The organism is Hylemonella gracilis, from assembly GCF_004328645.1.
Lineage (GTDB): Bacteria > Pseudomonadota > Gammaproteobacteria > Burkholderiales > Burkholderiaceae_C > Hylemonella > Hylemonella gracilis_B.
In genome coordinates this window covers 535,755-548,936 of sequence record NZ_CP031395.1, presented here as the reverse complement: position 1 = coordinate 548,936, position 13,182 = coordinate 535,755, and the positions used below count along the sequence as shown (strand labels likewise).

Annotated in this window: 18 protein-coding genes; 17 read left to right on the top strand and 1 reads right to left on the bottom strand. The window is 62.2% G+C overall.

What is annotated here, in order from left to right; translation table 11 throughout:
* The first annotated feature begins 3 nt into the window (after window positions 1-3).
* The 17 genes from DW355_RS02725 (at window position 4) to DW355_RS02645 (ending at window position 12,276) form a co-directional block, all read left to right on the top strand.
* Complete coding sequence (locus tag DW355_RS02725; RefSeq protein ID WP_242671279.1) at window positions 4-1,368, top strand: D-alanyl-D-alanine carboxypeptidase family protein; 1,365 nt, start codon at window positions 4-6, stop codon at window positions 1,366-1,368.
* A gap of 152 nt (window positions 1,369-1,520) precedes the next feature.
* The gene (rpsL, locus tag DW355_RS02720; RefSeq protein WP_066122869.1) at window positions 1,521-1,898 is read left to right on the top strand and encodes a 30S ribosomal protein S12; all 378 of its coding nucleotides are present in this window, start codon (window positions 1,521-1,523) and stop codon (window positions 1,896-1,898) included.
* A 172-nt stretch (window positions 1,899-2,070) separates the two neighbouring features.
* Window positions 2,071-2,541 carry a 30S ribosomal protein S7 gene (gene rpsG / locus DW355_RS02715; protein WP_131277836.1) on the top strand — a complete coding sequence of 157 codons (471 nt, stop codon included), beginning with the start codon at window positions 2,071-2,073 and terminating at the stop codon, window positions 2,539-2,541.
* Window positions 2,542-2,607: 66 nt separating this feature from the next.
* Window positions 2,608-4,710: an elongation factor G gene (fusA, locus tag DW355_RS02710; RefSeq protein WP_131277835.1), complete on the top strand. Its 2,103-nt coding sequence runs from the start codon at window positions 2,608-2,610 to the stop codon at window positions 4,708-4,710.
* Between the two features lie 235 nt (window positions 4,711-4,945).
* Entirely contained in the window at window positions 4,946-6,136 is a 1,191-nt protein-coding gene (gene tuf / locus DW355_RS02705; RefSeq protein ID WP_131277834.1) for an elongation factor Tu, read from the top strand.
* Window positions 6,137-6,207: 71 nt separating this feature from the next.
* Window positions 6,208-6,522, top strand: a complete 315-nt coding sequence (rpsJ, locus tag DW355_RS02700) for a 30S ribosomal protein S10 (RefSeq protein ID WP_006296707.1) — start codon at window positions 6,208-6,210, stop codon at window positions 6,520-6,522.
* A gap of 218 nt (window positions 6,523-6,740) precedes the next feature.
* Complete coding sequence (gene rplC / locus DW355_RS02695; protein ID WP_131277833.1) at window positions 6,741-7,415, top strand: 50S ribosomal protein L3; 675 nt, start codon at window positions 6,741-6,743, stop codon at window positions 7,413-7,415.
* Complete coding sequence (gene rplD, locus DW355_RS02690; protein ID WP_131277832.1) at window positions 7,415-8,035, top strand: 50S ribosomal protein L4; 621 nt, start codon at window positions 7,415-7,417, stop codon at window positions 8,033-8,035. Before rplC ends, rplD begins: the two co-directional genes overlap by 1 nt.
* Entirely contained in the window at window positions 8,032-8,349 is a 318-nt protein-coding gene (gene rplW / locus DW355_RS02685; protein WP_131277831.1) for a 50S ribosomal protein L23, read from the top strand. The genes rplD and rplW overlap by 4 nt, the downstream gene beginning before the upstream one ends.
* Window positions 8,350-8,351: 2 nt before the next feature.
* Window positions 8,352-9,176: a 50S ribosomal protein L2 gene (gene rplB, locus DW355_RS02680; RefSeq protein ID WP_131277830.1), complete on the top strand. Its 825-nt coding sequence runs from the start codon at window positions 8,352-8,354 to the stop codon at window positions 9,174-9,176.
* A gap of 10 nt (window positions 9,177-9,186) precedes the next feature.
* Window positions 9,187-9,465 (top strand): 30S ribosomal protein S19, encoded by a 279-nt coding sequence (gene rpsS, locus DW355_RS02675; protein WP_131277829.1) that lies wholly within the window; start codon window positions 9,187-9,189, stop codon window positions 9,463-9,465.
* Between the two features lie 12 nt (window positions 9,466-9,477).
* Window positions 9,478-9,807: a 50S ribosomal protein L22 gene (gene rplV / locus DW355_RS02670; protein ID WP_006296713.1), complete on the top strand. Its 330-nt coding sequence runs from the start codon at window positions 9,478-9,480 to the stop codon at window positions 9,805-9,807.
* A 15-nt stretch (window positions 9,808-9,822) separates the two neighbouring features.
* A complete protein-coding gene (gene rpsC, locus DW355_RS02665) occupies window positions 9,823-10,713 on the top strand; it encodes a 30S ribosomal protein S3 (protein ID WP_131277828.1) in 891 nt (296 codons plus the stop codon).
* Between the two features lie 2 nt (window positions 10,714-10,715).
* The gene (gene rplP, locus DW355_RS02660; RefSeq protein WP_131277827.1) at window positions 10,716-11,132 is read left to right on the top strand and encodes a 50S ribosomal protein L16; all 417 of its coding nucleotides are present in this window, start codon (window positions 10,716-10,718) and stop codon (window positions 11,130-11,132) included.
* Between the two features lie 14 nt (window positions 11,133-11,146).
* Window positions 11,147-11,344: a 50S ribosomal protein L29 gene (rpmC, locus tag DW355_RS02655; protein ID WP_131277826.1), complete on the top strand. Its 198-nt coding sequence runs from the start codon at window positions 11,147-11,149 to the stop codon at window positions 11,342-11,344.
* A 9-nt stretch (window positions 11,345-11,353) separates the two neighbouring features.
* The gene (gene rpsQ / locus DW355_RS02650) at window positions 11,354-11,623 is read left to right on the top strand and encodes a 30S ribosomal protein S17 (RefSeq protein ID WP_131277825.1); all 270 of its coding nucleotides are present in this window, start codon (window positions 11,354-11,356) and stop codon (window positions 11,621-11,623) included.
* A 146-nt stretch (window positions 11,624-11,769) separates the two neighbouring features.
* The gene (locus DW355_RS02645; RefSeq protein WP_131277824.1) at window positions 11,770-12,276 is read left to right on the top strand and encodes a peroxiredoxin; all 507 of its coding nucleotides are present in this window, start codon (window positions 11,770-11,772) and stop codon (window positions 12,274-12,276) included.
* Between the two features lie 95 nt (window positions 12,277-12,371).
* Here DW355_RS02645 and DW355_RS02640 read toward each other — a convergent pair whose 3' ends face one another.
* Window positions 12,372-13,106 carry a GntR family transcriptional regulator gene (locus DW355_RS02640; RefSeq protein WP_131277822.1) on the bottom strand — a complete coding sequence of 245 codons (735 nt, stop codon included), beginning with the start codon at window positions 13,104-13,106 and terminating at the stop codon, window positions 12,372-12,374.
* Between the last annotated feature and the right edge of the window lie 76 nt (window positions 13,107-13,182).

Sequence of the window (13,182 nt, the reverse complement as noted above, 5' to 3'; positions counted from 1 at the left end):
AAGGTGTGCGCAACGCGTGCCGTGGCCACGCTGCTGGTGGCGTGCGGGGTCTGGCACCTGGGAGCCGCCGCTCAGATGGCGCCGACTGCGGCCTTGCGGACCGCGGCGGTGGAGGGCTCCACCGTCGCCAGCCCGACGTCCGTGCCCCGTGCCCTTGCTGCGCAAAGCCAGGGCTCCGCTACCGCTACGCTGTCATCGCAACTGGCGGCTGCATTGGCTGGGGAAACGTCCGTCGGTGTGCAGCCAGCCTGGCAGACCCTGGCGCCGCAGCCGCCCGAGCTGGCGGCGCGCGCCTGGCTGCTGCTCGACCTCAGCAGCGGGCAGACGTTGGCCGCTAGCAATGCGGATCAGAGCCTGCCGCCTGCGTCGCTGACCAAGCTCATGACGGCGTATCTGGTTTTCGAGGCCTTGCGTGATGGCCGGCTGAGCCTGGACCAGAAGCTGCCCGTCAGCGATCGGGCCCGTCGCCAGCCTGGCTCCCGCATGTTCCTGGAAGCCGGCATGCGCTTGCCGGTGGACGATCTGATCAAGGGCCTGCTGGTGCAGTCGGGCAATGACGGTGCCGTCGCGTTGGCCGAGGGCGTCGCCGGCAGCATGGAGGCCTTTGTCCAAGGGATGAACGACAAGGCGCGCGCCCTGGGTTTGGATGCCACGCATTTCGCCAACCCCACGGGCCTGCCCGTTGAAGGCCAGCAAAGCACGGCGCGCGACCTCGGCTTGCTGGCCCAGCGGCTGTTGCATGACTTTCCCGAGCACGCGCATTACTACGGCATCCGCAAGTACCGCTATGCCGGCACGCCCCCCGCGAACGACAGCAACCGCAATCTCCTGCTGTTTCGCGATCCCTCGGTGGATGGCATGAAGACAGGGCATGTCGAGGCCGTGGGCTACTCCATGGTGGCCACGGCCCAGCGCGAATTCCCGCACCTGGGCATGGCGGGCGCGCCGGGGCCGCGCAGACTGCTGGCGGTCGTTCTGGGTGCCGCCAGCGAGCAGGCTCGCGCGGCCGAGGCTCAGCGGCTGCTGAACTGGGGCTACACCGCCTTCGAGGCCGTCAAGTTGTTCGAGGCCCATCAGGCGGTGCTCACGGCGGCCATCTGGAAGGGGCGAGCCGCCGAAGTCCGGTTGGGACGTCCGCAAGCCATCGTGGTGACGGTGCCTGCGGGGCTGGGCATGCAGTTGCGCATGGATGTATTGCGTGCCGAACCCCTGATTGCGCCGCTGCGGGAGGGGCAGGTCACTGGCCTGTTGCGCATTCGAGAGGGTGAGCGCACGCTCTTCGAAATTCCGTTACTTGCCTTGGATGAGGTGAGCGAGGCTGGGCTGATCGGCCAGGCCTGGGATGCGCTGCGGCTCTGGCTTCAGTAGCCTGGGCGCGGGGCATGCCTTGCCCGCCGGCTTGCGGGCGTCGAGGCTTCCCTGCTACACTCGCGGGCTTTTCGGAATTTCCGAAGGGATTCACGTTTTCGTTTTTCAGATCGCACTTTCGGGTGCGTCAAACGTTTAGGGACGTTTTTTCAATGCCAACCATCAACCAGCTCGTGCGTCAGGGGCGTGAGGTCGAAACGACCAAGTCCAAGAGCCCCGCGATGCAAAACTCGCCGCAGCGTCGCGGCGTGTGCACCCGTGTGTACACCACGACGCCCAAGAAGCCGAACTCCGCTTTGCGTAAGGTCGCCAAGGTGCGACTGACCAACGGTTTCGAAGTCATTTCCTACATCGGCGGTGAAGGCCACAACCTGCAGGAACACAGCGTGGTGCTGGTTCGCGGCGGTCGTGTGAAGGATCTGCCGGGTGTGCGTTACCACATCGTGCGCGGCTCGCTCGACTTGCAAGGCGTGAAAGATCGCAAGCAGTCGCGTTCCAAGTACGGTGCCAAGCGCCCCAAGAAGGCTTGATTTTCCAAGTCTGAGTTTTTCGGTGCTCAATCGTCAGGCAGACGAATTGAGCGTAGTGACCCCAAGCTTGCGATCAAATTTTCATTGAGTCCGGGTGGGTCGAGTAAGTGGGAGCCAGATGGTTCTCGCGGTGCCCGAAAGGGTGCCAACTGAAGCAAACATGAGGTGAAATATGCCGCGTCGTCGCGAAGTCCCTAAACGTGAAATCCTGCCGGATCCGAAGTTCGGCAATGTCGAGCTGTCCAAATTCATGAACGTGATCATGGAAGGCGGCAAAAAGGCGGTTGCAGAGCGCATCATTTATGGTGCCCTCGACACCATGGAGCAGAAGACGGGCAAGGACCCGCTTGAGCTGTTCACGATCGCCATCAACAACGTGAAGCCCATGGTGGAAGTGAAGTCCCGCCGTGTTGGCGGCGCGAACTACCAAGTGCCCGTGGAAGTGCGTCCCGTGCGTCGTTTGGCCTTGTCCATGCGCTGGATCAAGGAAGCCGCCCGCAAGCGCGGCGAAAAGTCCATGGCCCTGCGCCTGGCCAACGAACTGATCGAGGCCACCGAAGGCCGTGGCGGCGCGATGAAGCGCCGTGACGAAGTGCACCGCATGGCCGAAGCCAACAAGGCGTTCAGCCACTTCCGCTTCTAAGCATCGTCCCATCTGACGGATCGGGCCCGCCACGAGCGGGCCTGACTCGTTCAACGAAAGATCATCATGGCACGCAAAACGCCCATCGAACGCTATCGCAACATCGGTATCTCGGCGCACATCGACGCCGGCAAGACGACGACGACCGAGCGTATTCTTTTCTACACCGGTGTGAACCACAAGATCGGTGAAGTGCACGACGGTGCCGCCACCATGGACTGGATGGAGCAGGAGCAGGAGCGTGGCATCACGATCACGTCCGCTGCCACCACCTGTTTCTGGAAGGGCATGGACCTGTCCCTGCCCGAGCACCGTTTCAACATCATCGACACCCCTGGCCACGTGGACTTCACCATCGAGGTGGAGCGTTCCATGCGCGTGCTGGACGGCGCCTGCATGGTGTACTGCGCCGTGGGTGGCGTGCAGCCCCAGTCGGAAACCGTTTGGCGCCAGGCGAACAAGTACAAGGTGCCGCGTCTGGCCTTTGTGAACAAGATGGACCGTACCGGCGCCAACTTCTTCAAGGTTGTCGACCAGATGAAGTTGCGCCTGAAGGCCACTCCCGTGCCGATCGTGATCCCGATCGGTGCCGAGGACAGTTTCACCGGCGTGGTGGACCTCATCAAGATGAAGGCCATCATCTGGGACGAGGCGTCCCAGGGCATGAAGTTCGAATACAAGGACATCCCGGCCGAGCTGCTGGCGCAATCCAAGGAGTGGCGCGAGAAGATGGTCGAGGCGGCCGCCGAAGCCAGCGAAGAGTTGATGAACAAATACCTTGAGGAAGGCGACCTGAGCGAAGCCGAAATCAAGCTGGGCATCCGCACGCGCACGCTGGCCACTGAAATCCAGCCCATGCTGTGCGGCACCGCGTTCAAGAACAAGGGTGTGCAGCGCATGCTGGACGCCGTGATCGATTTCCTGCCCTCCCCGGTGGATATCCCCCCGGTGGCCGGCACGGACGAGAATGAGAAGGAAACGTCCCGCAAGGCGGATGACAGCGAGAAGTTCTCCGCGCTGGCCTTCAAGCTGATGACCGACCCCTTCGTTGGCCAGCTGACATTCGTGCGCGTCTATTCCGGCGTGCTGACCAAGGGCGACACCGTCTACAACCCGGTCAAGGGCAAGAAGGAGCGCATCGGCCGTATCGTGCAGATGCACGCCAACAACCGCCAGGAAATCGAAGAAATTCGTGCCGGCGATATTGCTGCCTGCGTGGGCCTGAAGGATGTGACCACGGGCGAGACCCTGTGCGATCCGGAAGCCGTCGTGATGCTCGAGCGCATGGTGTTCCCCGAGCCCGTGATTGCGCAGGCCGTGGAGCCCAAGACCAAGGCCGACCAGGAAAAGATGGGCATCGCGCTGCAGCGTTTGGCCGCCGAAGATCCGTCTTTCCGCGTCAAGACCGACGAAGAATCCGGTCAGACCATCATCGCCGGCATGGGCGAGCTGCACCTCGAAATCATCGTGGACCGCATGAAGCGCGAGTTCGGCGTGGAAGCCAACGTGGGCAAGCCGCAAGTGGCCTACCGCGAAACCATCCGCAAGAAGGTCACCGACGTCGAAGGCAAGTTCGTGCGTCAGTCCGGCGGCAAGGGCCAATACGGCCACGTCGTGTTCACGGTCGAACCGAGCGAAGCCGGCAAGGGCTTTGAGTTCGTCGACGCCATCAAGGGTGGTGTCGTGCCGCGTGAATTCATCCCGGCGGTGGAAAAGGGCGTGGTCGAAGCCATCAACTCCGGCGTGCTCGCGGGCTTCCCGGTGGTGGACGTCAAGGTCACGCTGACCTTCGGCTCCTACCATGACGTGGATTCGAACGAAAACGCCTTCAAGATGGCTGCCATCTTCGGTTTCAAGGAAGGCTGCAAGAAGGCCAACCCCGTCATCCTCGAGCCCATGATGGCCGTGGAAGTCGAAACGCCCGAGGATTACGCCGGCAACGTGATGGGCGATCTGTCCTCCCGCCGTGGCATGGTCCAGGGCATGGATGACATGGTCGGCGGTGGCAAGGCCATCAAGGCCGAGGTGCCGCTGTCCGAAATGTTCGGCTACTCGACCACGCTGCGCTCCATGTCGCAAGGTCGCGCCACGTACACGATGGAGTTCAAGCATTACAGCGAAGCTCCGAAGAACGTGGCGGAAGCCATCGTCGCGGCGCGCGCGAAGTAAGAAGAACCCCCTGAGGCGCTGCGCGCCTTCCCCCTTGGACGCCAAGCTGCGGTGGCAAGGGGGACGCAGCCGGTGGCCTGGCAAAGCCAGCTCCACGGCTGCCCCTGTTTTCAGGGCCCGGGCGCATGGATTTTTGTCTGCGACGGTGTGCCCCTCGTTTGCCCGTGGCGAGGGAATCAGCAACACCGTGCAGACGTTAAAGCAACACACGGGCATTGCTCTTTGGAGAATAGAAATGGCAAAAGAGAAATTTGAACGGACCAAGCCGCACGTGAACGTGGGCACGATTGGTCACGTGGACCATGGCAAGACCACGCTGACGGCTGCCATCACGACGGTGCTGGCTTCCAAGTTCGGTGGCCAGGCCAAGGCGTACGACCAGATCGACGCGGCTCCGGAAGAGAAGGCGCGCGGCATCACGATCAACACCGCGCACGTGGAATACGAAACGGCCAACCGCCACTACGCCCACGTGGATTGCCCTGGCCACGCCGACTATGTGAAGAACATGATCACCGGTGCCGCCCAGATGGACGGTGCCATCCTGGTGTGCTCGGCCGCTGACGGCCCCATGCCCCAGACCCGCGAGCACATCCTGCTGGCCCGTCAGGTCGGCGTGCCTTACATCATCGTGTTCCTGAACAAGTGCGACATGGTCGACGACGCCGAACTGCTCGAGCTGGTCGAAATGGAAGTGCGCGAGCTGCTGTCCAAGTACGAGTTCCCCGGCGACGACACCCCCATCGTCAAGGGTTCCGCCAAGCTGGCGCTGGAAGGCGACAAGGGCGACCTGGGCGAGCAGGCCATCATGCGCCTGGCTGAAGCCCTGGACACCTACATCCCCACGCCCGAGCGCGCCATCGACGGCGCCTTCCTGATGCCCGTCGAAGACGTGTTCTCCATCTCTGGTCGCGGCACCGTGGTGACGGGTCGTGTCGAGCGCGGCATCGTCAAGGTCGGCGAAGAAATCGAAATCGTCGGCATCAAGGACACCCAGAAGACCACCTGCACGGGCGTGGAAATGTTCCGCAAGCTGCTGGACCAAGGCCAGGCTGGCGACAACGTCGGTATCCTGCTGCGCGGCACCAAGCGTGAAGAAGTTGAGCGCGGCCAGGTGCTGTGCAAGCCGGGCTCCATCAAGCCGCACACGCACTTCACGGGTGAGGTCTACGTGCTGTCCAAGGACGAGGGTGGCCGTCATACGCCGTTCTTCAACAACTACCGCCCCCAGTTCTACTTCCGCACGACGGACGTGACGGGTGCGATCGAGTTGCCCGAAGGCAAGGAAATGGTGATGCCGGGTGACAACGTGTCGATCACGGTCAAGCTGATTGCGCCGATCGCCATGGAAGAAGGCCTGCGCTTCGCCATCCGCGAAGGCGGCAAGACCGTCGGCGCCGGCGTCGTGGCGAAGATCATCGCGTAATTTTGGGCCCTGGCCGGGTGGACGCTCTTTCGAGCGATTCCGCCCGGACTCGATCCTGACCAGGAGCAAACATGGCTACCAAGCAGAAAATCCGCATCCGCCTGAAGGCGTTTGACTACAAGCTGATCGATCAGTCGGCCGCCGAGATCGTGGACACCGCGAAGCGCACTGGCGCCATCGTCAAGGGCCCGGTTCCGTTGCCCACGCGCATGAAGCGTTTCGACATCCTGCGTTCGCCGCACGTCAACAAGACCAGCCGTGACCAGTTCGAGATCCGCACGCACCAGCGCCTGATGGACATCGTGGACCCGACTGACAAGACGGTGGACGCGCTGATGAAGCTGGACCTCGCGGCCGGCGTGGACGTCGAGATCAAGCTGCAATAAGCAGCAGAAAAGGCCGGGCTTTGCTCGGCGGAGAAATGGCGGGCTGGCCAGGATTTGCGGTTTTCCGCGAATCCGGCTAGAATGCCTGGCTCGGCCTCTTTGAGGTCGAGTTTTATCAACCCTCTTTCACGCCTGCTTGCGGATCGGAAATCAGATTCGCGAACCAGGCAAACGTCGAAGCCAATTGAAGCGGCGGCGGTGAGAGTAAAGGAGTCAAAATGAGTTCGAGCAATCGATTGGGGTTGCTGGGGCGCAAGGTGGGCATGATGCGTCTGTTCACCGATGACGGCGATGCAGTGCCCGTCACGGTGGTCGATGTGTCCGACAACCGCGTGACCCAGGTCAAGACCCAGGACAATGATGGCTACGTCGCCTTGCAGGTGACGTTCGGTTCGCGCCGTGCGTCGCGCGTGACCAAGCCCCAGGCCGGCCATCTCGCCAAGGCGGGTGTGGAAGCCGGTGAAATCATCCAGGAATTCCGCGTCGCCGCTGACACCGCCGCCAAATACCAGGCTGGCGCGAAGCTGCCCGTGACCGAAATTTTTGCCGTGGGCCAAAAAGTGGATGTGCAAGGCACGTCCATCGGCAAGGGCTTTGCCGGCACGATCAAGCGTCACAACTTCAGCTCGCAGCGCGCCTCGCACGGTAACAGCCGCTCGCACAATGTGCCTGGCTCCATCTCCATGGCGCAGGATCCGGGCCGTGTGTTTCCCGGCAAGCGCATGACGGGCCATATGGGCGACGAAACGATCACTACCCAGAATCTGGACGTGATCCGCATTGATGAAGCCCGTCAGCTGCTGCTGATCAAGGGCGCAGTTCCGGGTTCCGCGGGCGGTTTCGTGACCGTCCGTCCTGCCGTGAAAGTCCAAGCCAAGAAGGGAGCGAACTGATGCAGCTCGAACTCCTGAACGAACAGGGCCAGGCCGCCTCCAAGTTGGAAGCGCCGGACACCGTGTTCGGTCGTGAATACAACGAAGCGCTGGTGCACCAGGTCGTGGTCGCCTTCCAGGCCAATGCCCGTCAAGGCACGCGCGCCCAGAAGGACCGCCAACAGGTCAAGCACTCGACCAAGAAGCCCTTCAAGCAGAAGGGTACGGGCAACGCTCGCGCCGGTATGACGTCCTCGCCGCTGTGGCGCGGGGGCGGCCGTATCTTCCCGAATTCGCCGGAAGAGAACTTCAGCCAGAAGGTCAACAAGAAGATGTACCGCGCCGGCATGGCGTCCATCTTCTCGCAGCTTGCCCGCGAAGGCCGTCTGGCCGTGGTCGAGTCCCTCAAGGTGGATTCGCCGAAGACCAAAGCGCTGGCTGCGAAGTTCAAGGCCATGAAGCTGGATTCCGTGCTGGTGATCGCCGACGAGGTCGACGAGAACCTGTACCTGGCGTCGCGCAATCTGGTCAATGTGCTGATCGTCGAGCCGCGCTATGCCGATCCGCTGTCGCTGGTGCATTACCGCAAGGTGCTGGTGACCAAGGCGGCCGTGGACCAACTCAAGGAGATGTACGCATGAGCGCCGCCGTTCAATACGATGAAGGTCGCCTGATGCAGGTGCTGATTGCGCCGATCGTGTCCGAGAAGGCCACGATGGTCGCCGAGAAAAGCAACGCGGTGACGTTCAAGGTCCTGCAAAACGCCACCAAGCCCGAGATCAAGGCCGCTGTCGAGCTGCTGTTCAAGGTCGAGGTGAAGGGCGTTTCCGTGGTCAATACCAAAGGCAAGACCAAGCGCTACGGCAAGTCCGTCGGCCGTCGCGACAATGTGCGCAAGGCTTACGTGATGCTGAAGCCGGGTCAAGAGCTGAACCTGTCCGGGGAGGCTGCGTAATCATGGCTGTCATCAAGATGAAACCGACCTCCCCCGGCCAGCGTGCCGTGGTGAAGGTCTCGCGTGATCACCTGTACAAGGGTGAGGGCTACGCGCCCCTGCTGGAACCCCAGTTCCAGAAGTCGGGCCGCAACAACAACGGCCACATCACCACCCGTCACAAGGGCGGTGGTCACAAGCACCACTACCGCGTGGTGGACTTCAAGCGCGACAAGGACGGTATTCCCGCCAAGGTCGAACGCGTCGAGTACGACCCGAACCGCTCGGCACACCTGGCTCTGGTGTGCTACGCCGATGGTGAGCGTCGCTACATCATCGCGCCGCGCGGCCTGGAAGTGGGTGCAACCATCCTGAATGGCGCCGAAGCGCCGATTCGCGTGGGCAACACCCTGCCGATCCGCAACATCCCTGTGGGTTCCATCATTCATTGCATCGAGTTGCAGGTGGGCAAGGGCGCGCAAGTCGTGCGTTCCGCCGGCGCCTCGGCCACCTTGCTGGCGCGTGAAGGCACCTACGCTCAGGTGCGCATGCGCTCGGGCGAGGTTCGCAAGATCCACATCGAATGCCGCGCCACCATTGGTCAGGTCGCGAACGAGGAACACAGCCTGCGCCAATTCGGCAAGGCCGGCGTCAAGCGCTGGATGGGCATCCGCCCGACCGTGCGCGGCGTCGTGATGAACCCGGTGGACCACCCGCATGGTGGTGGTGAAGGCAAGACCGGCGAAGGCCGTCATCCTGTCGACCCGTGGGGCAACCTGACCAAGGGTTACCGCACCCGCAACAACAAACGCACGCAGACCTTCATTGTGTCGCGTCGCAAGAAGTAAGAGGTAGCAAATGACTCGCTCTCTCAAAAAGGGTCCGTTTGTTGACCACCACTTGCTGGCCAAGGTCGACAAGGCCGTCGCCGTCAAGGACAAAAAGCCGATCAAGACTTGGTCGCGCCGCTCCATGATCCTGCCCGAGTTCATCGGTCTGACGATCGCCGTGCACAACGGCAAGCAGCACGTGCCTGTCTACATCACCGACCAAATGGTGGGCCACAAGCTGGGTGAGTTCGCTCTGACCCGTACCTTCAAGGGCCACCCCGCGGACAAAAAAGTCCAGAAGAAATAAGGAGCAGCCAACATGGAAACCCGTGCAAGCCTCCGTGGCGTCCGCCTGTCCGTGGACAAGGGCCGTCTGGTCGCGGATCTGATCCGTGGCAAGAAGGTCGATCAGGCCCTCAACATTCTGCAGTTCACGCAGAAGAAGGCGGCCCTGATCATCCGCAAGGTGCTGGAATCCGCCATCGCCAACGCCGAGCACAACGACGGCGCCGACATCGACGAACTGAAGGTCAAAACCATCTACGTCGAGCAGGGCACCACGCTCAAGCGTTTCACTGCCCGTGCCAAGGGTCGTGGTAACCGCATCAGCAAACCGACGTGCCATGTGTACGTGACGGTCGGCAACTAATCGAGGTCTGAGGATATGGGACAGAAAATCAACCCGACCGGCTTTCGACTTTCCGTCAGCCGCAACTGGGCCTCGCGCTGGTACGCCAGCAACCGTGATTTCGCCGGCATGCTGGCCGAAGACATCAAGGTTCGCGAGTACCTCAAGACCAAGCTGAAGAACGCCTCCGTTTCGCGCGTGCTGATCGAGCGCCCCGCCAAGAACGCTCGCATCACGATTTTCTCGGCACGTCCGGGCGTCGTGATCGGCAAGAAGGGCGAGGACATCGAGAATCTGAAGCGTGACCTGGGCAAGCAACTGGGCGTGCCGGTGGCAGTCAACATCGAGGAAGTGCGCAAGCCCGAAATCGATGCCAAGCTGATCGCCGACAGCATCACCCAGCAGCTCGAGAAGCGCATCATGTTCCGCCGCGCGATGAAGCGCGCCATGCAGAACGCGATGCGCCTGGGCGCTCAGGGCATCAAGATCATGTCGTCGGGTCGCCTGAACGGCATTGAAATCGCCCGCACCGAGTGGTATCGCGAAGGCCGCGTGCCGCTGCACACGCTGCGCGCCGACATCGACTATGGCACGTCCGAGGCCAAGACCACCTACGGCGTGATCGGCGTCAAGGTGTGGGTCTATAAGGGTGACAATCTGGGTCGCAACGACCAGCCGTCTGCTGCCGAGCCGCGCGCCGAAGAAGAACGCCGTCCGCGTGGTCCGCGTCGCGATGGCCCTGGTCGTCCGGGTGCTGACCGCCCGGCCCGTGGTGGCGCCCGCCGCCCCGCTGGCTCGAATGCCGCACCCGCGGATGGAAGTGACAAACCCGCGGAGGCCGCAGACGCCGCCGCCCCGAAAACCGCCGTTAAGCGCGTCCGCAAAGCCGCGCCAGCCGCATCTGCTGACGGTGCTCAAGGAGAATAAAGATGCTGCAACCTGCTCGCAGAAAATACCGCAAGGAGCAAAAAGGCCGCAACACGGGTCTTGCCACCCGTGGCAGTTCCGTGGCTTTTGGCGACTTCGGCCTCAAGTGTGTTGAGCGCGGCCGCCTGACGGCGCGCCAGATCGAGGCGGCGCGTCGCGCCATCTCCCGTCACGTGAAGCGTGGCGGCCGGATCTGGATCCGCGTGTTCCCCGACAAACCCATTTCTCAGAAGCCTGCCGAAGTGCGTATGGGTAACGGCAAGGGCAACCCCGAGTACTACGTGGCCGAAATCCAGCCGGGCAAGATCGTGTTTGAAATCGTCGGCGTGCCCGAGGAACTCGCGCGTGAAGCTTTCCAGTTGGCCGCCGCCAAACTGCCTTTGCGCACCACCTTTGTCAGCCGCATGATCGGCCAGTAATCAGGAGCATCGATATGACGAAAACTGCTGATCTGCGCCAGAAGGACGTGGCCGCCCTGCAAGCCGAAGTGAAGGACCTGCAGAAGGCCAACTTCAACATGCGCATGCAAAAAGCCACGCAACAGCTCAACAATACGGCGCAAATACGTCTGACGCGCCGTGCCGTGGCGCGCGCCAAGACGATTCTTGCTGAAAAGCAAGCGGCCAACTAAGGAGCGACCATGACGGAAGCCAAAAAATCCCTCAAGCGCACCCTCGTTGGCAAGGTCGTCAGCGACAAGCGCGCCAAGACCGTGACCGTGCTGATCGAGCGTCGGGTGAAGCACCCGATCTACGACAAGATCGTGATCCGTTCCAGCAAGTACCACGCCCATGACGAAAATGGCGAATACAAGCTGGGCGACGTGATCGAGATCACTGAAAGCCGTCCCCTTTCCAAGACCAAGAACTGGGTTGCGACCCGCTTGGTCGAGAAGGCCTTGGCGGTTTAAGCCTCGACCGCGACCCGGTCTTGCAAAACGGCTCACAATGGTGAGCCGTTTTGCTTTTGCATGACAAGCGCTGCGCGCTGTGGTCAGCAAAATTGCGATGTGTTGATTGACCTTTCCTGCCATCCATACTCAACGAGGAGCGCGACATGATCAAAGTTGGAGACACCCTGCCGGATGTGACTCTCTCGGAATATGCCGAAGTCGAAGGCAACGGCTGCAGCATCGGCCCCAACCCGGTGTCGGTCGGCAAGGCTGTTGCTGGCAAGACCATTGCCTTGTTCGCCGTGCCCGGTGCTTTCACGCCCACCTGCTCGGCCAAGCATGTGCCGGGTTATGTCGAGAATTACGCGGCGCTGAAGGCGGCGGGCGTGGATGAGATCTGGTGCCTGGCGGTGAACGATCCCTTTGTCATGGGCGCCTGGGCGCGTGACCAGAAGACCGATGGCAAGGTACGCATGCTTGCCGATGGCAGCGCCGAGTTCGCCAAGGCGACGGGCCTGACGCTGGACCTGACCGCGCGCGGCATGGGGCTGCGCAGCAACCGATATTCCATGCTGATCAAGGATGGCAAGGTGAAATCACTCAACATCGAGGCGCCTGGCAAGTTCGAAGTCAGCGACGCGGCAACCCTGCTGGCCCAGGCCAAGAGCTGAAGCGCGGCGGGAAAGCGCAGGGCGCCATCCAATAAAAAGCCATCGCGGGTCGATGGCTTTTTTCATGTCCGCGCCAGGCGGCGCAGATCTCGGCATCACTTGCCGGAATGCACGCCAACCAGTTTCAGACCCGGCATCAGGTTGGCGGCCAGCTCCGGTCGCTCCGAGGCATAGTCCAGGTTCATGCGGGCAATCTCCACGTGCTCCTCGCCCAGGGCCTGGGCCCGGGCGCCCTGGCCGCGCTCGATGGCCTGGACCAAGGCATGGTGCTGGCGATGTGCCTGCTGCATCCACTGGTGGCCTTCTTCCATCGATGACTGCATGGGCAGCATGGCGCTCGGCGCCGCGAACGGTTGCCCCATGAGTGACTCCATCGTTCGCTTGAGCGCGGCGTTGCCGCAGCCTTCCATGATGAGGCGATGGAAGGCGTCGTTCATCTCAACGTAGGCGGCGTAATCGTCCAGGTCCATGCGCGTCTTGTAGACGGCCTTGTCACCCGCGTCCAAGCAGTCATGCAGCGCCCGCAGCAGGGGCCGAGTGGCGCCTTCTTCCGCCAGCAGGCGGGCCGCGCAGCCTTCGATCAAACCCCGGACCCGGATGGCGTCGGAAATCTCCCGCAGGGTGAAGCGCCGCATCTGGTAGCCCCCGCCGGGCGAAGGCTCGATCAGCCCTTCATGCTCCAGACTGCCCAACGCCAGGCGGACAGGGGTGCGCGAGGCGCCTAGCCGCTCAGCCAGCGGGATCTCGGCCAGACGTTCGCCCGGGCCAAACGCGCCCTTGAGGATCATGTCCCGCAGCTGAACCAATACCCGCGATTGTTGAGAGTCCATGTGTCCGCTGTATGCATGAAGGTCAGGAATCTTAACAGTACAGAAATCGGCATACCAACGAATAGATATGGCCCGA

Excerpts from the sequence above, each read along its gene's own strand:
- rpsL (WP_066122869.1), top strand. The coding sequence starts at position 1,521 with ATGCCAACCATCAACCAGCTCGTGCGTCAGGGGCGTGAGGTCGAAACG.
- rpsG (WP_131277836.1), top strand. The coding sequence starts at position 2,071 with ATGCCGCGTCGTCGCGAAGTCCCTAAACGTGAAATCCTGCCGGATCCG.
- fusA (WP_131277835.1), top strand. The coding sequence starts at position 2,608 with ATGGCACGCAAAACGCCCATCGAACGCTATCGCAACATCGGTATCTCG.
- tuf (WP_131277834.1), top strand. The coding sequence starts at position 4,946 with ATGGCAAAAGAGAAATTTGAACGGACCAAGCCGCACGTGAACGTGGGC.
- rpsJ (WP_006296707.1), top strand. The coding sequence starts at position 6,208 with ATGGCTACCAAGCAGAAAATCCGCATCCGCCTGAAGGCGTTTGACTAC.
- rplC (WP_131277833.1), top strand. The coding sequence starts at position 6,741 with ATGAGTTCGAGCAATCGATTGGGGTTGCTGGGGCGCAAGGTGGGCATG.
- rplD (WP_131277832.1), top strand. The coding sequence starts at position 7,415 with ATGCAGCTCGAACTCCTGAACGAACAGGGCCAGGCCGCCTCCAAGTTG.
- rplW (WP_131277831.1), top strand. The coding sequence starts at position 8,032 with ATGAGCGCCGCCGTTCAATACGATGAAGGTCGCCTGATGCAGGTGCTG.
- rplB (WP_131277830.1), top strand. The coding sequence starts at position 8,352 with ATGGCTGTCATCAAGATGAAACCGACCTCCCCCGGCCAGCGTGCCGTG.
- rpsS (WP_131277829.1), top strand. The coding sequence starts at position 9,187 with ATGACTCGCTCTCTCAAAAAGGGTCCGTTTGTTGACCACCACTTGCTG.
- rplV (WP_006296713.1), top strand. The coding sequence starts at position 9,478 with ATGGAAACCCGTGCAAGCCTCCGTGGCGTCCGCCTGTCCGTGGACAAG.
- rpsC (WP_131277828.1), top strand. The coding sequence starts at position 9,823 with ATGGGACAGAAAATCAACCCGACCGGCTTTCGACTTTCCGTCAGCCGC.
- rplP (WP_131277827.1), top strand. The coding sequence starts at position 10,716 with ATGCTGCAACCTGCTCGCAGAAAATACCGCAAGGAGCAAAAAGGCCGC.
- rpmC (WP_131277826.1), top strand. The coding sequence starts at position 11,147 with ATGACGAAAACTGCTGATCTGCGCCAGAAGGACGTGGCCGCCCTGCAA.
- rpsQ (WP_131277825.1), top strand. The coding sequence starts at position 11,354 with ATGACGGAAGCCAAAAAATCCCTCAAGCGCACCCTCGTTGGCAAGGTC.
- DW355_RS02645 (WP_131277824.1), top strand. The coding sequence starts at position 11,770 with ATGATCAAAGTTGGAGACACCCTGCCGGATGTGACTCTCTCGGAATAT.
- DW355_RS02640 (WP_131277822.1), bottom strand. The coding sequence starts at position 13,106 with ATGGACTCTCAACAATCGCGGGTATTGGTTCAGCTGCGGGACATGATC.